The 21,723-nt window shown below is 60.0% G+C and carries 15 protein-coding genes and 1 pseudogene; 11 read left to right on the top strand and 5 right to left on the bottom strand.

Annotated features, from left to right (window positions below; translation table 11 throughout):
- Nucleotides 1-138: 138 nt before the first annotated feature.
- The gene (gene glnA, locus AC3WTM_RS11340) at nucleotides 139-1,545 is read right to left on the bottom strand and encodes a type I glutamate--ammonia ligase (RefSeq protein WP_008002929.1); all 1,407 of its coding nucleotides are present in this window, start codon (nucleotides 1,543-1,545) and stop codon (nucleotides 139-141) included.
- Between the two features lie 328 nt (nucleotides 1,546-1,873).
- Here glnA and thiI point away from each other — a divergent pair, with 328 nt between their 5' ends.
- Both thiI and typA read left to right on the top strand, forming a co-directional pair.
- Entirely contained in the window at nucleotides 1,874-3,328 is a 1,455-nt protein-coding gene (gene thiI / locus AC3WTM_RS11335; protein WP_102672702.1) for a tRNA uracil 4-sulfurtransferase ThiI, read from the top strand.
- Nucleotides 3,329-3,467: 139 nt separating this feature from the next.
- A complete protein-coding gene (gene typA, locus AC3WTM_RS11330; RefSeq protein ID WP_007989225.1) occupies nucleotides 3,468-5,288 on the top strand; it encodes a translational GTPase TypA in 1,821 nt (606 codons plus the stop codon).
- 201 nt (nucleotides 5,289-5,489) lie between these two features.
- On the opposite strand, the gene AC3WTM_RS11325 is transcribed toward typA, so the two are convergent.
- Entirely contained in the window at nucleotides 5,490-5,927 is a 438-nt protein-coding gene (locus AC3WTM_RS11325; RefSeq protein ID WP_090452613.1) for a YkgJ family cysteine cluster protein, read from the bottom strand.
- 255 nt (nucleotides 5,928-6,182) lie between these two features.
- Here AC3WTM_RS11325 and AC3WTM_RS11320 point away from each other — a divergent pair, with 255 nt between their 5' ends.
- The 5 genes from AC3WTM_RS11320 (at nucleotide 6,183) to AC3WTM_RS11300 (ending at nucleotide 15,425) form a co-directional block, all read left to right on the top strand.
- The gene (locus tag AC3WTM_RS11320) at nucleotides 6,183-8,633 is read left to right on the top strand and encodes a glycogen/starch/alpha-glucan phosphorylase (RefSeq protein ID WP_102672703.1); all 2,451 of its coding nucleotides are present in this window, start codon (nucleotides 6,183-6,185) and stop codon (nucleotides 8,631-8,633) included.
- Between the two features lie 290 nt (nucleotides 8,634-8,923).
- Entirely contained in the window at nucleotides 8,924-12,130 is a 3,207-nt protein-coding gene (locus AC3WTM_RS11315) for a DUF2339 domain-containing protein (RefSeq protein WP_102672704.1), read from the top strand.
- Complete coding sequence (locus tag AC3WTM_RS11310; protein WP_102672705.1) at nucleotides 12,127-13,500, top strand: DUF3999 domain-containing protein; 1,374 nt, start codon at nucleotides 12,127-12,129, stop codon at nucleotides 13,498-13,500. Before AC3WTM_RS11315 ends, AC3WTM_RS11310 begins: the two co-directional genes overlap by 4 nt.
- A gap of 308 nt (nucleotides 13,501-13,808) precedes the next feature.
- Nucleotides 13,809-14,819, top strand: a complete 1,011-nt coding sequence (locus AC3WTM_RS11305; protein ID WP_007975526.1) for a class 1 fructose-bisphosphatase — start codon at nucleotides 13,809-13,811, stop codon at nucleotides 14,817-14,819.
- Between the two features lie 3 nt (nucleotides 14,820-14,822).
- Nucleotides 14,823-15,425: a DUF924 family protein gene (locus tag AC3WTM_RS11300; protein WP_102672706.1), complete on the top strand. Its 603-nt coding sequence runs from the start codon at nucleotides 14,823-14,825 to the stop codon at nucleotides 15,423-15,425.
- 62 nt (nucleotides 15,426-15,487) lie between these two features.
- Here AC3WTM_RS11300 and AC3WTM_RS11295 read toward each other — a convergent pair whose 3' ends face one another.
- Nucleotides 15,488-16,252 (bottom strand): methyl-accepting chemotaxis protein, encoded by a 765-nt coding sequence (locus tag AC3WTM_RS11295; RefSeq protein WP_371318464.1) that lies wholly within the window; start codon nucleotides 16,250-16,252, stop codon nucleotides 15,488-15,490.
- A gap of 93 nt (nucleotides 16,253-16,345) precedes the next feature.
- A pseudogene (locus AC3WTM_RS11290) lies at nucleotides 16,346-17,368 on the bottom strand (HAMP domain-containing protein); the annotation flags it as partial.
- 294 nt (nucleotides 17,369-17,662) lie between these two features.
- On the opposite strand from AC3WTM_RS11290, the gene AC3WTM_RS11285 reads away from it, so the two are divergent.
- Nucleotides 17,663-17,917 carry a hypothetical protein gene (locus tag AC3WTM_RS11285; protein ID WP_007975531.1) on the top strand — a complete coding sequence of 85 codons (255 nt, stop codon included), beginning with the start codon at nucleotides 17,663-17,665 and terminating at the stop codon, nucleotides 17,915-17,917.
- A 30-nt stretch (nucleotides 17,918-17,947) separates the two neighbouring features.
- Nucleotides 17,948-18,517: a lipocalin family protein gene (locus AC3WTM_RS11280; protein ID WP_057712393.1), complete on the top strand. Its 570-nt coding sequence runs from the start codon at nucleotides 17,948-17,950 to the stop codon at nucleotides 18,515-18,517.
- A 114-nt stretch (nucleotides 18,518-18,631) separates the two neighbouring features.
- On the opposite strand, the gene AC3WTM_RS11275 is transcribed toward AC3WTM_RS11280, so the two are convergent.
- Entirely contained in the window at nucleotides 18,632-19,996 is a 1,365-nt protein-coding gene (locus tag AC3WTM_RS11275; RefSeq protein ID WP_102672708.1) for a formimidoylglutamate deiminase, read from the bottom strand.
- 146 nt (nucleotides 19,997-20,142) lie between these two features.
- On the opposite strand from AC3WTM_RS11275, the gene hutC reads away from it, so the two are divergent.
- Nucleotides 20,143-20,853: a histidine utilization transcriptional repressor HutC gene (gene hutC / locus AC3WTM_RS11270; protein WP_173677901.1), complete on the top strand. Its 711-nt coding sequence runs from the start codon at nucleotides 20,143-20,145 to the stop codon at nucleotides 20,851-20,853.
- Nucleotides 20,850-21,419: a HutD/Ves family protein gene (locus tag AC3WTM_RS11265; RefSeq protein WP_102672709.1), complete on the top strand. Its 570-nt coding sequence runs from the start codon at nucleotides 20,850-20,852 to the stop codon at nucleotides 21,417-21,419. The genes hutC and AC3WTM_RS11265 overlap by 4 nt, the downstream gene beginning before the upstream one ends.
- Nucleotides 21,420-21,723: the final 304 nt, after the last annotated feature.

Below are 21,723 nucleotides of genomic sequence, written 5' to 3'. Positions count from 1 at the left end.
TGTGTTTGCTCGCACGAACATCATCAAACAAATCGGCGTTCTTGTTTCTGTGTTTCCCAGGATTCCGTGAAGAACCATAAAAAAGGCCTCCCGAAGGAGGCCTCTTTTTGTCACGCCGCGTGCCGCGGCGCTACTGGATCAGCAGCTGTAGTACAGCTCGTATTCCAGTGGGTGTACGAAGGTACGTACCTTGATTTCTTCTTCGCTTTTCAGGGCGATGTAAGCGTCGATGAAGTCGTCGCTGAAAACGCCGCCTTTGGTCAGGAACGCACGACCTTTGTCCAGCTCTTCCAGGGCTTCTTTCAGGCTGCCGCAAACTTGTGGGATCTCTTTGGCCTCTTCAGGCGGCAGGTCGTACAGGTTTTTGTCAGCGGCGTCGCCAGGGTGGATCTTGTTCTGGATGCCGTCCAGGCCAGCCATCAACAGTGCGGCGAAGCACAGGTATGGGTTGGCAGCCGGATCCGGGAAGCGTGCTTCGATACGGCGGGCTTTCGGGCTCGACACGTAAGGAATACGGATCGAAGCGGAACGGTTGCGAGCCGAGTAGGCCAGCATCACTGGAGCTTCGAAGCCTGGAACCAGACGCTTGTAGGAGTTGGTCGCCGGGTTGGTGAAGCCGTTCAGGGCCTTACCGTGCTTGATGATGCCGCCGATGAAGTACAGGGCGGTGTCGGACAGGCCGGCATAGCCTTCGCCAGCGAAGGTGTTCTTGCCATCTTTCCAGATGGACATGTGTACGTGCATACCCGAGCCGTTGTCGCCGTACAGAGGCTTAGGCATGAAGGTCGCGGTGCGGCCGTAGGCATCGGCAACGTTGTGCACGACGTACTTCAGGGTTTGGGTTTCGTCGGCTTTCTTCACCAGAGTGTTGAACTTGACGCCGATTTCGTTCTGGCCGGCAGTCGCCACTTCGTGGTGGTGAACTTCGACGGTCAGGCCCATTTCTTCCAGTGCGTTGCACATGGAGGTACGGATTTCGTGGTCGTGGTCGAACGGCGGAACCGGGAAATAGCCGCCTTTGACGCCTGGGCGGTGGCCTTTGTTGCCGCCTTCGATGTCCTGGTCGGACATCCACGAACCTTGTTCAGAGTAGATCTTGAACATGGAGCCGGAAATGTCGGACTTGAACTTCACCTGGTCGAAGATGAAGAACTCTGGCTCCGGACCGGCGTATACGGTGTCACCGATAGCGGTGGCTTTCAGGTGCTCTTCGGCACGCTTGGCGATCGCACGTGGGTCGCGGTCGTAGCCTTGCATGCTCGAAGGTTCGATGATGTCGCAGACCAGGATCAGGGTCGGTTCTTCGGTGAACGGATCCAGGACCGCGGTGGAGTCGTCCGGCATCAGGATCATGTCGGAGGCTTCGATGCCTTTCCAGCCAGCGATGGAGGAGCCGTCGAACATTTTGCCGACTTCGAAGAAGTCGTCATCCAGCGCATCGCGAGCCGGCATGGTCACGTGGTGCTGAGTGCCTTTGGTGTCCGTGAAGCGCAGATCAATCCACTTGACGTCATGATCTTTGATGAGTTGAACCGACTTCGACATAGTGTCCTCCGGGTGTATTAGGGCTGGTAGTGGATGCCCTTAAATGTTTGTGATGCCGGCGCGAATACTCTGCCAAGGCAACCTGCCTCACAAGGGAGCAAATTGCATGCCAGTGCCCCAGCATGGGTTTTTTGCCCCAAAAGCACGCTTGTGAGGACATATTGCGCTTTAAAGCAGAAAATCTCGCCCTGTAATGTGGCGTTATATCCAATAAATGACCTGTTTTGGTGCGCGCAAAACCTTCTGTACATTAACTGGTTAAACCTTGAGCAATTTCCGCTATAATCCGCGCCCCCCTTTTTCGGCAGGCCATGCGCGCGCTGTTTCCATGAAATTAATCGTAAAAGTCTTCCCCGAGATCACCATCAAGAGTCGACCTGTCCGGACGAAATTTATCCGCCAGTTGGCCAAAAACATCCGCGCCGTGCTCCGTGATCTGGACCCGGCCGTGGTGGTGAACGGCGTGTGGGACAATCTCGAGCTGGAAACCCGTGTTACCGACCCGAAAGCCTTGAAAGAGATGGGTGAGCGGCTGACCTGCATGCCGGGCATCGCGCACTTTCTGCAGATCGACGAGTACCCGCTGGGCGACTTCGACGACATCACCGAAAAGTGCAAACAGCACTACGGCGATGCACTGGCCGGGAAAATTTTCTCGGTGCGCTGCAAGCGTGCGGGCAAACACACGTTCAGCTCGATGGACGTCGAAAAATACGTCGGCAGCAAGCTGCGTCGCGAGTGCGGCGCAGCCGGGATCGACCTGAAAGCGCCGGAAATCGAAGTCCGGATCGAAGTTCGCGACCAGCGGTTGTTCGTGATCCACAGCCAGCACAACGGCATCGGCGGATATCCGCTGGGCGCGCTGGAGCAGACCCTGGTGCTGATGTCCGGTGGCTTCGACTCCACCGTGGCGGCCTACCAGATCATGCGCCGCGGCCTGATGGCGCATTTCTGCTTCTTCAATCTGGGCGGACGTGCCCACGAACTGGGCGTCATGGAAGTCGCGCATTTCATCTGGAAGAAGTACGGCAGCTCCCAGCGCGTGCTATTTGTCAGTGTGCCGTTCGAAGAAGTGCTGGGCGAAATTCTCGGCAAAGTCGATAACAGTCATATGGGCGTAGTATTGAAGCGTATGATGTTGCGCGCTTCCTCCAAAATTGCCGATCGACTGCACATCGACGCACTGGTCACCGGTGAGGCGATCTCCCAGGTGTCGAGCCAGACGCTGCCGAACCTGTCAGTGATCGACTGCGTGACCGAAAAGCTGGTGTTGCGTCCGCTGATCGCCAGTCACAAGCAGGACATTATCGACACGGCAATCGAAATCGGCACCGCTGATTTCGCCCGGCATATGCCGGAATACTGCGGCGTCATCTCGGTCAATCCGAAGACCGCGGCCAAGCGCTATCGCGTCGAGCATGAAGAGAAAGAATTCGATATGGCGGTACTCGAGCGTGCGCTCGAAAACGCCAAGCTGGTGCCGATCGATCGCGTAATCGATGAACTGGGCCAGGACTTGCAGATTGAAGAAGTCAGCGAAGCGCTGGCCGGTCAGATCGTCATCGACATCCGTCACCCGGATGCCGCTGAAGACGACCCGCTGGACCTCGCTGGCATCGAGGTACAAACGATGCCGTTTTATGCAGTGAACGCTCGTTTCAAGGAACTGGACCCTACTCGCCAGTACCTGCTGTATTGCGACAAAGGCGTGATGAGTCGCCTGCATGCCCACCATTTGCTCAGTGAGGGGCATGCCAATGTGCGCGTTTATCGACCGAGCTAAGTGCCCGGGGCTGTTTGCCTGTGGCCTGCGTCACCGGCCCCCCGATGCCACCGTCAAGCTGTAACGGCTTTCACGGACGCTACTGTTAATCGCTGCCAAGACTTGTCAGCACACCGAATCCTCTGATCGAGATACACAAGTGATCGAAAATCTACGCAACATCGCCATCATTGCCCACGTTGACCATGGTAAGACCACCCTGGTAGACAAACTCCTGCGTCAATCCGGCACCCTGGAGCGCAACGAGCTCAACGACGAGCGCGTGATGGACTCCAACGACCAGGAGAAAGAGCGCGGTATTACCATTCTGGCGAAAAACACCGCCATCAACTGGAACGGCTACCACATCAACATCGTGGACACCCCGGGCCACGCCGACTTCGGCGGCGAAGTTGAACGCGTAATGTCGATGGTCGACTCCGTTCTGCTGCTGGTTGACGCTCAAGACGGCCCTATGCCGCAAACCCGTTTCGTGACCAAGAAGGCTTTCGAAGCCGGCCTGCGTCCGATCGTGTGCATCAACAAGGTTGACCGTCCAGGCGCGCGTCCGGACTGGGTTCTGGACCAGATCTTCGACCTGTTCGACAACCTGGGTGCCACCGAAGAACAGCTGGACTTCAAAGTCGTCTACGCCTCGGCCCTGAACGGTATTGCCGGTCTGGACCACACCGAAATGGCTGAAGACATGACCCCGCTGTACCAGTCGATCGTCGACAACGTACCGGCGCCGGCTGTTGACCGTGAAGGTCCGTTCCAGATGCAGATCTCCGCACTGGACTACAACAGCTTCCTGGGTGTTATCGGCGTTGGCCGTATCGCCCGTGGTCGCGTCAAGCCGAACACCCCGGTTGTGGCTATCGGCGCCGACGGCAAGAAGCGCAACGGTCGTATCCTGAAGCTGATGGGTCACCACGGTCTGCACCGTGTAGACGTTGAAGAAGCTGCTGCAGGCGACATCGTGTGCATCAGCGGGATGGATTCGCTGTTCATCTCCGACACCCTGTGCCACCCGGACACGGTCGAAGCGATGAAGCCGCTGACCGTCGACGAGCCAACCGTTTCCATGACCTTCCAGGTAAACGACTCGCCATTCTGCGGTAAAGAAGGCAAGTTCGTGACTTCCCGTAACATCAAGGAACGTCTGGACAAAGAGCTGCTGTACAACGTTGCACTGCGCGTTGAAGAAGGCGACTCGGCTGACAAGTTCAAGGTTTCCGGCCGTGGCGAACTGCACCTCTCGGTACTGATCGAAACCATGCGTCGCGAAGGCTTCGAAATGGCTGTAGGCCGTCCGGAAGTGATCATCCGTCTGGTTGACGGCGTGAAGCACGAACCGTTCGAAAACGTCACCATCGACCTGCCGGAAGAATCCCAAGGCAAGGTGATGGAAGAGATGGGCCTGCGTAAGGGCGACCTGACCAACATGGTGCCGGATGGCAAGGGCCGTGTACGTCTGGAATACAACATCCCTGCTCGCGGTCTGATCGGTTTCCGTAACCAGTTCCTGACCCTGACCAACGGTGCTGGCATCCTGACCTCGATCTTCGACCGTTACGACGTGATGAAGTCCGGCGACATGTCCGGCCGTCAGAACGGCGTTCTGGTTTCGGTTGAAACCGGTAAGGCGCTGACCTACTCCCTGGAAACCCTGCAGGCGCGTGGCAAGTTGTTCGTAGAACACGGTCAGGAAATCTACAACGGTCAGATCGTTGGTCTGAACAGCCGTGACAACGACCTGGGCGTTAACCCTACCAAGGGCAAGAAGCTCGACAACATGCGTGCTTCGGGTAAAGACGAAACCATCGCTCTGGTTCCACCTGTTCGCTTCACTCTGGAACAGGCTCTGGAATTCATCCAGGACGACGAGCTGTGTGAAGTAACTCCTAAGTCCATCCGTCTTCGCAAGAAGATCCTGGACGAAAGCGAGCGTACCCGCGCTGCCAAGAAAGCCAAGGCATAAGATTTAGCCCTGGCTGAACGAAAACGCCCCCGGTCGAGAGACCGGGGGCGTTTTTGTTTGTCTGGGATTTATGCGGTGTTTGTTCGGGCCTCATCGCGAGCAAGCTCGCTTCCACAGTGTTCGAGGTGAACCACAAATTGTGTGAACACCACAGAACCCCTGCGTTAGCGGCCGATCAGCCGCCACTGGTTTCAGGAAATATCAGAACCGCTCGATACTCCGCGAACTCCGCTCGCGCTCCACTTCCTTGGGCTTGTACGCGCAATACCCTGGCCGCGGGCCGATTTTCGGATGATTGCGGCAGGTATCCGGGCGCTTATCATAAATAGTGCACAGACGGCTCTTACGATCCAGGTACAGGCAATCGTTGTTGCTCATGCGTTGGAGGGTAAAGATCCCTGACTTCTGATTGAAGCGTTCGACCAAGCCCTCCTTTTGCAGGCGCTTGGCGATGTTCTTCGGCGGATCACCCAGCTCGAACTCATCGACCACGCCGATGCGGATCAGATCCTTGATCTTGACCTCGACGGGCAGGGTGCAGCAGCTGGACATGCACGAGCCGCACATCGGGGCAGAGTACTTGGCCCAGGTATCGAGGCGGTCGATCTCTGCGGCAGCGATCAGGTTCGGCTTCATCATCGTTTGTTACCAGCGTGTGCATCAGGGCGCGCGATCATACCGGGACTGGTGGATTTTTGAACAACCTTTCGCCAGATTTTTTCACAGCTGGCCAATAAACCGCTAATCCGGCACGGCCCCTGCATTGAATCAGGTACACGACAATGTATTGCCGACCCGATTCGCACTTACAGGAAAAACTGCCGAACCAGAGCCTCTACCGCCTGTCAGACCGTCTAGGCTCAGACAACTCCAAGCTCGCTCGAGGTCCTATCGATGACTCAAGAACCACTTGTTCGAGAAGCAGAGGTGGCCGCATTCCGCGATGCCGTCTTGACCAAACTCACTTATGCAGTAGGTAAAGACCCGGATCACGCCTTCGACCACGACTGGTTCGAAGCCATTGCCCTGGCCGCGCGGGATCACATGGTCGAGCACTGGATGGACCACACGCGGCAGATCTACCGCAAAGGCCAGAAGCGCGTTTATTACCTCTCGCTGGAATTTCTCATCGGTCGGCTGCTGTTCGACAGCCTGAGCAATCTCGGCCTGCTCGACGTGGCCCGCGAAGCTCTGACCGAACTCGGCGTCGACCTTGAGCGCATCCGTACGCTGGAGCCCGATGCGGCCCTGGGCAACGGTGGCCTCGGGCGCCTGGCGGCGTGTTTCCTGGAAAGCATGTCGACCCTCGGCATCGCCGGTCATGGCTACGGCATCCGCTATGAGCACGGGTTGTTCCGTCAGGCGATTGTCGATGGCTGGCAGCAGGAGCAGACCGAACACTGGCTGGATTTCGGCAACCCTTGGGAGTTCGAGCGGCCGGAAGTGGCTTACACCATCGGTTTCGGCGGCAGTGTCGAGACCCTGACCGACGACACCGGCAAATCCCGACAAGTCTGGTCCCCGGCGGAAACTGTGCGGGCGATCGCCTACGATACGCCGGTGGTCGGCTGGCGCGGGGCGAGCGTCAACACCCTGCGCCTGTGGCGTGCCCGGGCCATGGAAGATCTGCATCTAGAGCGTTTCAACGCCGGTGACCACCTGGGCGCCGTGGCTGAAGTGGCCAGGGCCGAAAGCATCTCCCGGGTGCTGTACCCGGCGGACAGCACCGAGGCCGGCCAGGAGTTGCGCCTGCGCCAGGAGTACTTCTTCGTCGCCGCCTCATTGCAGGATCTGCTGCGCCGCCATCGCAACATGCACACCTCGGTGCTGACCCTGGGCGATCACGCCTCTATCCAGCTCAACGACACTCACCCCTCGATTGCCGTGGCTGAACTGATGCGGCAACTGGTCGACGTGTATGACGTGGCGTGGGATGCCGCGTGGCAGGTCACCGTCGATACGCTGTCCTACACCAACCACACATTGCTGCCCGAAGCGCTGGAAACCTGGCCGGTCGGCTTGATGGAACGCATGTTGCCGCGGCACATGCAGATCATTTACCTGATCAACGCCCACCACATCGACTCCCTGCGGGCCAAAGGCATTCACGACTTCGACGTACTGCGCGCGGTGTCGCTGATCGAGGAAGACAACGGTCGCCGGGTGCGCATGGGCAACCTGGCGTTTCTCGGTTCCCACAGCATCAACGGTGTGTCCGGGCTACACACGCAGCTGATGCGTCAAACGGTGTTCTCCGAACTGCACAAGCTCTACCCGGAGCGGATCAACAACAAAACCAACGGCATCACCTTCCGTCGCTGGTTGTATCAGGCCAACCCCGAGCTGACCTCGATGCTGGTCGATGCCCTTGGCCCCGAGGTGCTGGATAACCCGGAAGAGCGTTTGCTCGCCCTTGAGCCGTTCGCCGAGAAAAGTGCATTCCGCAAGGCGTTTGCCGAGCAACGCCTGCACAGCAAAAAAGCCTTGGCGTACCTGATTCATGAGCGACTGGGCGTGGCGGTCAACCCGGCGGCGATGTTCGACGTGCAGGTCAAGCGAATCCACGAGTACAAGCGCCAGTTGCTCAACCTGATGCACACCGTGGCGTTGTACCAGGCGATTCGAGCGGAGCCTGAAATCGACTGGGTGCCACGAGTGAAAATCTTTGCCGGCAAGGCAGCCGCGAGCTATCACCAGGCCAAACTGATCATCAAGCTGACCAACGACATCGCCCGGGTGGTGAACAACGACCCGACCGTGCGCGGCTTGCTCAAAGTGGTGTTCCTGCCCAACTACAACGTCAGCCTGGCGGAGAGCATCATTCCGGCGGCGGATTTGTCCGAGCAGATCTCCACCGCCGGGTTCGAAGCCTCTGGCACCAGCAACATGAAATTCGGCCTGAACGGCGCTCTGACTATCGGCACCCTGGACGGGGCCAATGTGGAAATGTGCGAGCGCATCGGCGACGGGCACATGTTCATCTTCGGTCTCAGCGCGCAACAGGTGGAGGCGCGCAAGCAGAACCATGAGTTCAGTGCGGTGCCGGATATCGCCGCGTCCCACCGTCTGAACGATGTGCTGCAAGCGATTCGAGGCGGGGTGTTCTCGCCGGATGATCCGTCCCGTTACACCGGGTTGATCGATTCGCTGGTGGACTACGACCGCTTCCTGGTCTGCGCTGATTTCGATTCCTACTGGCACGCCCAGATGCGCGTCGAAGCCCACTGGCACGATTCGAAGGAGTGGTGGCGCTCGGCGGTATTGAACACGGCGCGGATGGGCTGGTTCTCGTCGGACCGGACCATTCGCGAGTACGCCACGGAAATCTGGAAAGCACTGGAGTAGTTTTCGGTCAGAACTGCGAGCAAGGCCCGGTTGTTGACGGGCTGGGTCGATATACTAGGCGCTGGATTACCGGGCGGCAGGGTTGATCAGATTCTGAACACACCACAATCCCTTGTGGGAGCGAGCTTGCTCGCGATAGCGCACTGACATTCAACATTAATGCTGAATGTTATGGCCTCATCGCGAGCAAGCTCGCTCCTACACTGGGTTGTGGTGTTTTCGCACTAGACTGATCAGACACTGTACCGCTTGGACTTGCCTCATGATGGGGCCGCTTAGGGATATCGACCATGCAATGGATGTTCATGCTGATAGGGCTGGTGCTCGGCTGGATACTCGACGAGTCATTCAGCGATGCGCTGCTGGGCGCGTTGTTCGGATTGGGTATCGGCCAGGCCCTTCGCATGGCTCGCATGGACTCGCAGGCAGTCGAGCAGCAGCGTTTGCTGGAACAGGCGCAGGTAGCGCTGCAGGCGGTCGAGCAACGGCTGGCGCTGCTTGAAGCATCGGGCGTCAAGGCGCCGGAAACCCGCGAGCCACTTGTCTCACCTGAAACCATCCTCGATGAAGCACCTGCCGCAGCCCCGGAGTTGGTCTGGGAGCTGCCGCCCGAACTAGAGCCGATCGCCGCAGCGGCCACCGAAACCAACCGTTCGCAGCCCGCCGATGCCTGGAAGTCCGAGCCGATCGCTCGCCAGGCACAACCACCTGTCCCTCCGCGTGGCCCGAACCTTATCGATCGCGCCATCAGCCGTGCCCGGGCCTGGTTGTTCGGTGGCAATACCGTGTTGCGGGTCGGCGTGGTGCTGTTGTTCCTCGGCCTGGCCTTTTTGCTGCGCTATGCCACCGAAGGCGTGGTGGTGCCGGTTGAGTTGCGGTACGCAGGCGTTGCGGCGGCAGCCTTGGGGTTGCTCGGGCTGGGCTGGTGGTTGCGGGCGCGCAACAGCAGTTATGCGTTGATCCTGCAAGGGGCCGGGATCGCCGTGTTGTACCTGACGGTGTTTGCCGCGATGCGCCTGCATCCGCTGCTCGATCCCACGGCGGGGTTTGGCCTGCTGGTGGCGGTGACAGTCTGTTCGGCGATTCTCGCCATTACCCAGGACTCCCTGGGGTTGGCCGCCGCTGCCGCACTGGGCGGATTCGCCGCGCCGCTGCTGGCCTCCACCGGCGCCGGCAGCCACGTCGCGCTGTTCAGCTACTTTGCCCTGCTCAACGCCGGCATCTTCGCCATCGCCTGGTTCAAGGCCTGGCGGCTGTTGAATGTCATCGGGTTCAGCGGCACCTTCGGCATCGGTTTCGCCTGGGGCCTGCGTTCCTACTCGCCGGAGCAGTTGTGGAGCACCGAGCCGTTTCTGATTTTGTTTTTTCTGATGTACCTGGCCATTGGTCTGCTATTCGCCCGTCGCAGGCTGCTGGAAATGAGCGATGCACCGGCAGAGAGCAGTCGCGAATCGCTGCTGCAATGGTCGGCGCGCAAGGGCGATTACGTCGACGGTACGCTGCTGTTCGGTCCGCCGCTGGTGGGTTTCGGCTTGCAGTTCGCACTGGTGCAGCATCTGGAGTTCGCTGCGGCGTTCAGTGCCTTGGCGCTGGGCATGATTTACATGGGGCTTGCCCGTTGGTTGATGGCCGGGCGCACGCTGTTGCTGGGGGAAACCTGCCTGGCCTTGGGCGTGATCTTCACCAGCCTGGCGATTCCGCTGGGGCTCGATGCACGCTGGACGACAGCGGCGTGGGCGGTGGAGGGCGCGGGGATCTTCTGGCTCGGTCTGCGTCAGCAAAGGCCCCTGGCCCGGGCGTTTGCCTTGCTCCTGCAGCTGGGCTCGGCGCTGGTGTTTCTCAGCGAGCTGCACAACAGCGAGAGCAGCCTGCTCGGTGGTGTACCGCTAGGCGCGCTGTTACTGGGCGTTGCGTTGTTGTTCAGCTTCTACCAGTTGCGTAAAGCCTTGCCGGAGCAGATCAGGCCTTGGGAGCTAAAAGGTCTGCCAGTCCTGGCGTGCCTCGGGTTGGCGTTTCTCTATTTGCTGGCGCCGTTGTTTTTCTTCAGCCACGGCACGGTGATCAGTTGGGCCTTGGCCGGGGCGTTGACGTTGTTGGTTGGCTTGCGCCTGCCATCGCGCACATTCGTGTTCACCGCGCTCACTGTGCAACTGTTGGGTGGTGCACTGTTCCTGGCGACGGGGCCGCTGTTCAGTGAAGGACTGAGTCCACTGGCTCATGCCGGATTCTGGGCGCCGCTGGTGTTGGGGCTGGCAGCGATGGTCGGGGCCTGGCGTTTGCAGATGGGTCATTCGCCCGAAGCATTCGAAGGGCTGAGCCTGTTGCGATTGTCCCAGGCGTTGCTGGTGTGGGGCGCAGGCTGGTGGGCGTTGGCCTGGGTCATCGAAGTGCTGCATTTTGCGTCGCTGCCGATGCAGGCGACTTTGTTGTTGAGCGTCGCAGCTGTGAGTGTTGCGCTGTGGACGGTGTTGGCGCTGCGCCTGAAATGGCCGTCACTGGGGGGGCTCAGTACGGTGTTGATTCCCGCGGCGGCGCTGGTGCTGCTCGCGGCCTGGCACTCGCGTTACCACCCGGCGGCCAACGTCGGCTGGCTGGCGTGGGCCGCCGTGTTCGTGGTGCATTTCATGTCCCTGCGACGCCTGGCACCCATGCTGCCAGCACACGTGACGAGTGTCGCCCATGTGCTCGGCTGTTGGCTGTTGATGGGGGTGCTGGCGCTGGAGCTGCGTTATGGCCTGCTGGTGTTGTCCGAGCAATACAACGCTTGGCGCTGGTTGGGTTGGGCGATTCTGCCAAGTCTGTATCTGGTGCTGATGGCGTCGCCTCGCGCGTGGCCGTGGCCGGTGGCGGCGTACTCGAGGGAGTACCGTGTATACGCCGCCGCGCCGCTGGCGTTGCTGATGCTTGGTTGGTTCTGGCTGGCGAATGTCGCCAGTGACGGCAACGCCGAGCCATTGCCCTACGTGCCATTGATCAACCCGCTGGAGCTGGGCTTGTTGTTCGCGCTGTCCGGCGTCTATGTCTGGTCCCGCAGCGCCATGACACAACTGGCGCTGTACAAGGATTACGCCGCCATCGTCACGCAAGGGGTCGCAGGTGCCTCGCTGTTCGTGTTCTTTACGGCATTGGTAATGCGTACGGCGCACCATTGGGGCGGGGTGCCGTTCGAGCTGGACCTGTTGCTGGCGTCGATGCGTGTACAAGCCGGCCTGTCCATCGTCTGGACCTTGATGGCCCTGAGTCTGATGATCGGTGGCCATTTGCGTCGCCACCGCGAAGTCTGGTTGATCGGCGCCGCCTTGATAGGTGTGGTCGTGGCCAAGCTGTTCTTTGTCGAATTGAGTAATCGCGGCGGGCTGGCGCGGATCGTGTCGTTTATCGGTGTCGGCGTGTTACTGCTGGTGGTGGGCTATTTCGCCCCGCTGCCGCCCAAGCGTGCCGAAGCTGTGCCGGATAACGAGAAACCGGTCCCGGAGTCCGAAGGAGTGTCGTCTTGAGTCAGAAGCTGAACCTGGGTTGGCTGGGCGCTGTTGCCATGGGCGTAGTGTTGTCGGCGGTTGCCCAGGAAAAACCGGCGGACTTCACCACCCAAGTGCCTTTGTCGGTGACGGGCGAAGGGCCCTGGTATCGCCTTGAGCTGCCCCTGAACGTACAACTGAATGCACGGCAGGCCGATCTGAGCGATGTGCGTGTGTTCAATGCGGCGGGCGAAGTTCAGGCTTATGCCCTGGCCCGGGAAACGGCGCGGAGCAATGAAGCGCGCACCTTGACCGAGGTGAAATGGTTTCCGCTGTACAGCTCGGTGGACGCCACTGAAACCGCGCCGAGTGTGCGGGTGCAATCGAGCACCAACGGCACATTGGTCGAGGTGCAGCCCTCCAGTCAGCTGGAGGCGGGTGAGGAAGAACTGCGCGGCTGGTTGCTCGATGCTTCGGCAATCAAGGCGCCGTTGCAGCAGTTGGTTCTGGACTGGAGCAGCGAGCGCGACGGCTTCCAGCGTTTCACCGTCGAAGCCAGCGACGATTTGCAGCATTGGCAGTCCTGGGGCGAAGGGCAGGTGGCGCGCCTGACCTTTTCCGACGAGCGGGTCGAGCAGCATGAAGTCAACCTGCCGGGCCAGTCGGCACGCTACCTGCGGTTACTGTGGATCACGCCGCATTCGGCACCGACACTGACTTCGGCGCAACTACAGAGCGCCAGTACCCGCAGCCTGCCGCTGCCGTTGGTCTGGTCCCAAGGGTTGACCGGCAGCAGCGTGAAGGCGGGTGAATACACCTGGCAGTTGCCGATGGGGCTGAATGTCGAGCGGGTGCAGATCGAGTTGAGCCAGCCCAACAGCCTGGCGCCAGTGAGCCTGGCCGGCCGTCGCGACAGCAGTCTGCCATGGCAGTCGTTGGGCAGCGGTTTGCTCTATCGCCTGGCCCAGAACGGTCAGGATGTGGTGCAAAACGAATTGCAGTTGTCCGGGCAGATCGTCCAGCAATTGAAGCTGACCGTGGACGAACGCGGTGGCGGCCTGGGTGATCAGGCGCCGACGCTGAAGTACGCCGTGCGCGTCACACAACTGGTGTTCCTGGCGCGCGGGTCTGGGCCTTACACGCTGGTCGTGGGGAATGCGACGGCGAAGGCGGCGAACCTGCCGCTGTCGACGCTGATTCCGGATTACAGCCCGGCGAAGCTCGCGACCTTGGGCAGGGCCATTGTGGATGTCGGGGCGGTTGTCTCGAATGCATCGACAGAGAAAACGCTGGCGACGACGGATACCCAGTGGAAGAAGTTCGGCTTGTGGGCGGTGTTGTTACTCAGTGTCCTGTTCCTGGCGGCGATGGCGTTCAGCTTGCTGCGCAAACCCTCTGTCAAATCCTGAAGAAGGCTGGCGCTTCGCGCCATTCGCGAGCAAGCCCGCTCCCACACTGGATCTGCTTCGTGGCACAAATGGTGTGTGTACAGCTGGTCCAATGTGGGAGCGGGCTTGCTCGCGAATACGGACTGCCGATCACCAAAGTTATCGAAATCTGGTATCCATTCGAGCTCCACGCGCGGCCCATTTCCTACTACGCTCATCCCCGCACATGAACTCTCTTTGGCCGATCACGTCTGATAGGAGGAAATGCGCCCCGACTCGCGTTAAACTGCGCGGGTTTTTAGCCCCCCCCCATTCCACCGGAGCCTTCCATGTCCCGCGTTACCTTGAGTCGCTATTTGATTGAGCAGACCCGCAGCAACAACACTCCTGCCGATCTGCGCTTCCTGATCGAAGTGGTGGCGCGTGCCTGCAAGGAGATCAACCACGCCGTGTCCAAAGGCGCCCTGGGTGGCGTTCTGGGCAGCATGGGCACTGAAAACGTCCAGGGCGAAGTGCAGAAAAAGCTCGACGTGATCTCCAACGAGATCCTGCTCGAAGCCAACGAATGGGGCGGTCACCTGGCCGGCATGGCGTCCGAAGAAATGGACAATGCCTACCAGATCCCGGGCAAATACCCGAAAGGCGCGTACCTGTTGGTATTCGACCCGCTGGACGGTTCGTCGAACATCGACATCAACGCCCCGGTCGGCACCATCTTCTCGGTACTGCGTTGCCCGAATGAATACCTGAGCCAGAACGAGCCCTTGAATGAAAAGGCTTTCCTGCAGCCAGGCACCCAGCAAGTGGCCGCCGGTTACGCGATCTACGGCCCGCAGACCATGCTGATCCTGACCCTGGGCGATGGCGTGAAAGGTTTCACCCTGGACCGTGAGATGGGCAGTTTCGTACTGACCCACGAAAACATCACCATTCCTGAAGCCACCCAGGAATTCGCCATCAACGCTTCCAACCAGCGTCACTGGGAAGCACCGGTACAGCGCTACGTCAGCGAATTGCTGGCCGGCGATGAAGGTCCGCTGAAAAAGAACTACAACATGCGTTGGGTTGCCGCGATGGTGGCTGACGTGCACCGCATCCTGACCCGTGGCGGTCTGTTCATGTACCCACGCGACAGCCGCGAGCCGTCGAAGCCGGGCAAACTGCGCCTGATGTACGAAGCCAACCCGATGTCGTTCCTGGTGGAACAGGCAGGCGGCGCGTCCACCGACGGTCACCAGCGCATCCTCGACATCCAGCCGGAAGGCCTGCACCAGCGTGTTGCGGTGTTCCTCGGTTCGAAAGAAGAAGTTGCCCGCGTCACGGCTTACCACAAGGAATAAACCATGACCGCGCCCTGGCAGCCGTTGCTTGATTGGTGGTTCGGAAGTTTCGGGTCAGCGAAGGAAGTGGCGGCGCAGAAGGGCAAGTTGTGGTTTGGCAAGCGTGACAGCCAGGACCTCGAAGCGCGTGAGCGTTTCGGGGGCCAGGCCGAGCAGGTACTGGCCGGCGGATTGACCGAGTGGATGCAATGTCCCGAAGGTTGGCTGGCCCTGGTGCTGTTGCTCGATCAAATCCCGCGAATGATCTTTCGCGATACTCCCAAAGCATTCTCCGGCGACTCCCGCGCACAAAAACTGGTAGCCCAAGGTATTGCGGCGGATTTCGATCGCCAGTTGCAGCCGATTCAGCGGGTGTTCATCTATCTGGTGTTCGAGCACAGCGAAAACCTCGCGGTGCAAAACGAAGGTGTCTCGCGCTATATCGAACTCGTGGCGCAGCAGCCTGAGGCTGATCAGGCACTGTTCAGCGATTATCTGGACTATGCCGAGCGGCATCAGCAAGTGATTGCGCAGTTTGGACGTTTTCCGCATCGCAATGCGGTGTTGGGGCGGGAGTCGACGGCTGAGGAGTTGGAGTTTCTGTCGAAGCCGGGCTCTCGGTTCTGATTTTTCGTTGTAGCTAAGGCCGTCATCGCGAACATGCTCGCGATGAGGCCAGTGAGGTTGCCTTAGATCCTGAAACTACCCACCAACTGCTTCAACCGCGCCGCCTGCTGCTCTAGATCGGCACACGCGCGCAAGGTCGACTGCAGGTTCTCCACACCTTCCTGGTTCAGTGTGTTGATTTCGGTGATGTCGACGTTGATCGACTCCACCACGGCGGTCTGTTCCTCGGTCGCGGTGGCCACCGACTGGTTCATGCCGTCGATCTCCCCGATGCGCTGGGTCACGCTGCCCAGGCGTTCGCCCGCCTGGTTGGCGATACCGACGCTGCTTTCGCTCTGACGCTGACTGTCGGTCATGATGCCCACTGCTGCCCGGGCGCCGACCTGCAGCTCCTCGATCATCGTCTGCACTTGCTGCGCCGAGTCCTGGGTGCGGTGAGCGAGGTTGCGCACCTCATCGGCCACCACGGCAAAACCACGGCCGGCCTCGCCAGCACGGGCCGCTTCGATGGCGGCGTTGAGTGCCAGCAAGTTGGTCTGCTGGGAGATGCTGGTGATCACTTCCAGGATCTGCCCGATGTTGACCGTGTTGCTGTTGAGGGTCTCGATGTTGCCGCACGAGTCGCTGATCTTGGCCGACAGTTGCTGCATCGCCGCGATGGTTTTATCCACCACCTGTTGACCGTCTTCGGCCAGGCTGCGGGCATCGCTGGAATGTTGCGAGGCGAGGGCGGCGTTCTGGGCGATTTCCTGGGCGGCCGCACCGAGCTGGTTGATCGCCGCGGCCACGCTGCTGGTGCGCGAGGCTTGCTGGTCGGAGTTGAACATCGACGAGTTCGAGGCGGCGACTACCCGCAGCGCCACTTCGTTGACTTGGCCGGTGGCCGAGGAAACTTCGATGATCGAGGTATGGATGCGTTCGACGAAACGGTTGAACGACAGCCCCAGCGCGCCGAATTCGTCGTGGCCGTGAATGGTCAGGCGTTTGGTCAAGTCACCTTCGCCTTCGGCGATGTCATGCATAGCGCGACCCATGGTCAGCAGCGGTTGCATCAACAGGCTGATCAGCATGCCCAGCAGGGCGATGATGATCACCACCGCAATGACCATGGCGATGATCGCCGAGGTGCGGAATTCGCTGAGCATCGAGAACGCGGTTTCCTGGTCGAGTACCAGCGCTACGTACCAGTCCGCTGACGGCACGCCGTTGACGTGGGTGAAAGAGACAAACTGACGCTTGCCGTCGATCTCGACTTCCTTCATGCCCGGGCTGACTTTCGGCGCGCCGTTGGGGTAGGCCTCGCTCAGGTTCTTGAGTACCAGCTTGCTGTCCGGGTGAATCAGGATCTTGCCGTCGGCACCGACGATGAACGCATGGCCGTGACCGCCGAAGTTCAGCGAGTTGATGATCGCGCTGACGCTGGACAGGTCGATGTCGGCGCCGGCGACACCGATCATCTGGCCCAGGTGCTGCACCGGGGTGGCGACTGTGATCACCAGCTTGCCAGAGGAGGCGGCGATGTAGGGTTCGGTGACGATGGTCTGTTGCGCACTATTGGCCGCTTTGTACCAGCCACGGGCGCGCGGATCGTAGTCCGCCGCGCGGTTGCCCGCCGGAACCGAGAACATCACGCCGTCGGCGCCACCGAAGTAACTCAGCTGGAAGTTACCGGTGTAGGCGGGCAGATCGATGATTCGTTTCAGGCCAGCGGGAGCATTGCCGTCGGCGTTGATCTGTTGGGCCATCGACTGCAGCAACTGCATGCGGCTTTCCAGCCAGGTTTGGATGTTGCTGGTGGTCAGGCTGCCGAGCTCCTGCATCGAGGCTTCGGTACTGTTACGCAAGGTTTCGCGTTGGCGATAGTCGTTGAACAGGATGAAACAAGCGAATGCGACGGCCACCACGAGGGCGGCAGCCAGCAATATCTTGTGGCTGAACTTCATGTTTCTGGTCATGGATGAGCTACCGCAGAGGGGCTGTTCTACAAAATGAGGGAGCAAATGCCACTGGCGTGGCTTTGCGTTGCATTTATGTCGACTGAACGGCGCCAAAGATTAGGCGAATTCTCTGAAAAACGACGAATTGCCCGGTAAACAGGCAAAGTGGCTGATTTTCGGCAAAAGGTAGACGAGTGGCCCGATAAATAGCCTGCCGGGCAGGGAACCTGACAGGGGTTTTCTCTTCTAAGCTTCAGCTTGGCAGCCATGCCAATCCCCTACGCCCCCCGGAGTTTCACCATGTCGTTGCGTTCCATCGCCCTGCTTTCGTTCTGCGTATTGCTCGCTGCCTGCAGCAAGGTCAATCAGGAAAACTACTCGAAGCTCTCCGCTGGCATGGCCAAGGCCGATGTGGAGACCCTGTTGGGCAAACCCGCCGATTGTTCAGGCGCGCTCGGCATGTCCAGCTGCACCTGGGGCGACAAGAATAGCTTTATCAGCGTGCAGTTCGCCGGTGACAAAGTGCTGATGTTTTCCGGCCAAGGCCTGAAGTAAACCGGGGCGATCGCCCACGGGAGAAAAATAATGAAGCGGTTATTGATCATCCTTTTTGCCGGCCTGGTGTTGGCCGGCTGTGCCACGTCTGGCCAGGACCCATTGGCCCCCAAAACGGTCAATAGCGTCAATCTCAAGCGCTACCAGGGCACCTGGTACGAGCTGGCTCGTATGCCGATGTACTTCCAGCGCGACTGCGCGCAGTCCGAAGCCCATTACACGCTCAAGCCCGACGGCAACCTCGCGGTGCTGAATCGCTGTCTGACGGCGCAATGGCAATGGGAAGAGGTCAAGGGCACGGCTTATCCACAGGTGCCCGGCAAGAGCGACAAGCTGTGGGTCGAGTTCGATACCTGGTTTTCCAGGCTGATCCCGGGTTCGGCGAAAGGAGAATACTGGGTGCTGTACGTCAGCGATGACTACAAGACCGCCATCGTCGGTGACCCGAGCCGCAAGTATCTGTGGCTGTTGTCGCGCACGCCGACCGTGAACGGTGTGGTACGTGAGGAGTTGCTGAGCAAGGCACGTCAGCAGGGGTACGACACCACGCGGCTGATCTGGCGGGCCTCGGAAAAGCAGATGGCCGAGACGTCCAACTGATTACAGATAACACTGTGGGAGCGAGCTTGCTCGCGATAGCGGACGGTCAGACAACATCAATGTTGAATCTGATGGCCCTATCGCGAGCAAGCTCGCTCCCACAGTTGTTTTGTGTCAGCCCAGGAGTTCGCGCAGGACTTGAGTGAAGGCGCGGCTGCTTTCTTCCTCGTCGGCATGCCGCCCGTCACGCACTACCCACTGGCCATTGACCAACACATCCCGCACCTGGCGATCGCCGCCGGCAAACAACCAGCGGTTGAGAATTCCGTCGCCGCTGGCCGTTGCAAGATACGGGTCGTTGCCATCGAGCACTAGCCAGTCGGCGCGCTTGCCGACTTCCAGAGCGCCAATCGGCTGCCCCAGCGCCTGGGCACCACCATCCAGCGCGGCATCAAACAGCGTGCGGCCGACCATTGGCTGATCCGCGCCATACAGACGATTACGTCGTTGGTCGCGCAGACGCTGGCCGTATTCCAGCCAGCGCAATTCTTCCACCACACTCAACGACACATGGCTGTCGGAACCGATGCCCATGCGGCCGCCCTGGGCGAGGAAATCCACCGCCGGGAAAATCCCGTCGCCAAGGTTGGCTTCGGTGGTCAGGCACAGGCCGGCGATGGCGCGGCTCTTGGCCATCGACGTAACTTCTTCCGGGTTGGCGTGGGTCGCGTGGACCAGGCACCAGCGCTGGTCGACTTCGACGTTTTCGTACAGCCATTGCAGCGGACGACGACCGCTCCAGGTCAGGCAGTCGTCGACTTCCTTCTGCTGCTCGGCGATGTGGATGTGTACCGGGCATTGTTTGTCGCTGGCGGCCAGCACTTCGCTGATCTGTTGCGGCGTGACCGCGCGCAGCGAGTGGAAACACAGGCCCAGGGCCTGCGCCGGCTGCTGCGCCAGGAGCGGTTGCAGGCGCGATTGCAGCTTGAGGTAATTTTCGGTGCTGTTGATGAAGCGGCGCTGACCGTCGTTCGGAGTCTGGCCGCCGAAACCGGAGTGGCTGTAGAGCACCGGCAGCAGGGTCAGACCGATACCCGCGGAACCTGCGGCCTGGCTGATACGCAGGGCCAGTTCGGCCGGGTCCGCGTAAGGCTGGCCGCTGATGTCATGGTGTACGTAATGAAATTCCGCCACCGACGTGTAACCGGCCTTGAGCATTTCGATGTACAGCTGACGGGCGATGACGCCGAGTTGTTCCGGGCTGATTTTTCCGACGAGGCGATACATCAAATCGCGCCAGGTCCAGAAACTGTCGTTCGGATTTCCCGCCACTTCCGCCAGCCCGGCCATGGCCCGCTGGAAGGCGTGGGAGTGCAGGTTCGGCATACCAGGCAGCAGCGGACCGCTCAACCGCTCGGCGTCATCTGCATGGGAATCGGCCTGGATATGGGTCAAAACGCCGTCGGCGCTAACCTCAAGACGTACATTGTTGGCCCATCCACTAGGCAGCAGCGCGCGTTCGGCAAAGAAGGCGGACATGGTTCAGCACCCCATCGTGTGTTATTTGTATATACATATACAGACGTTTGCCTGCCCGGTAAACTCCGGCAAGCTAGCAATCTCTTTTCAACGAACAAGGATTAACCGTGCCGACTCCGCCTCCAGTCTCTCCGTTGGCCGCGAACATGGGCGACAGTCCGGCGCCCTTGTACGCCCGCGTCAAACAAATGATCACCCAGCAAATCGACAGCGGAAACTGGCCGCCGCACTACCGCGTGCCGTCGGAAAGCGAGCTGGTCAGCCAGCTTGGCTTCAGTCGCATGACCATCAACCGTGCGCTGCGCGAGATGACCGCCGATGGCCTGCTGGTGCGCATGCAAGGCGTCGGCACGTTCGTCGCCGAGCCGAAAAGCCAGTCTGCACTGTTCGAGGTGCACAACATCGCCGACGAAATCGCCTCTCGCGGTCATCGCCACACCTGCAAGGTCATCACCCTTGAAGAAGAGGCCGCCGGCTCCGAGCGCGCCCTGGCCCTGGACATGCGCGAAGGGCAGAAGGTGTTCCACTCGCTGATCGTACATTTCGAAAACGATATTCCGGTGCAAATCGAAGACCGTTTCGTCAATGCACTGGTGGCGCCGGACTACCTCAAGCAGGACTTCACCCTGCAAACGCCCTACGCTTACCTGAACCAGGTCGCGCCGCTGACCGAAGGCGAGCACGTGGTCGAGGCGATCCTGGCTGAGTCGTCCGAATGCAAATTGCTGCAGATTGAAAAAGGCGAGCCGTGCCTGCTGATCCGTCGCCGCACCTGGTCCGGCCGTCAGCCGGTGACCGCCGCCCGCTTGATCCACCCCGGTTCCCGTCATCGTCTGGAAGGTCGGTTCCATAAATGAATCAGTTAAAGGTTTTACGCGCCAAGGATTACCCGCGCATGCCGTGGAAAAACGGCGGCGGCAGCACCGAAGAAATCACCCGCGATGCCGGCACCGGTCTGGATGGCTTTGGCTGGCGCCTGTCGATTGCCGACATTGGCGAATCGGGCGGGTTTTCCACCTTCGCCGGTTACGAGCGAGTGATCACTGTTTTGCAGGGCGATGGCATGAGCCTGACGGTGGATGGCCAGGATACTCGGCCACTGTTACCGCTGGACCCGTTTGCCTTCAGCGGTGAAAGCAAGGTTTCCTGCACATTGCTTGGTGGTGCGATTCGCGATTTCAACCTCATTTACGCACCGCAGCGTTACGCCGCGCGGTTGCAGTGGTTGTCGGGCGAGCAGCGGTTTTTCAGTGAGGCGGGGACTGTGCTGGTCTTCAGCATCAGCGATGCGCTTGAAGTAAAGGTCGGTACCAGCGCTTCACAACTGGGTCGCCACGATTGCCTGCAACTGGTCGGTAACACCGGATTGCTGGAAGTCTCCAGCAATGGCGCCTGCTGCGTGATCGAACTCATCGCACGCTGATACACCATCCCTGTAGGAGCGAGCTCGCTCGCGAATAACCCAAATTCGCCGCTGGGCATCTGGTTCTACGCGTTATCCTTCACGACCATCGCGAGCAAGCTCGGCTCCTGCAGGGGGCCATGGTTGCCCGCGATGTTGTGCTACCCCTCAGACCGTTTCCGTCCGCGCACCAACTTGTTACCGAACGCCCCAGTGTGGCGCAAAACCACGCTCAAGTAACAACCCGCCTATCCTCCAAAAAATCCCCTCGAAAAATTTCATCTACGCCAAAACCCTTGTTCCAAGGGCTCTCCAGCTGTTTCCG

Source organism: Pseudomonas sp. EU05-FHT14B02 (genome assembly GCF_058791055.1).
The sequence above is the reverse complement of the archived record's forward strand: the minus strand, read 5'-3'. Positions and strand labels throughout refer to the sequence as shown.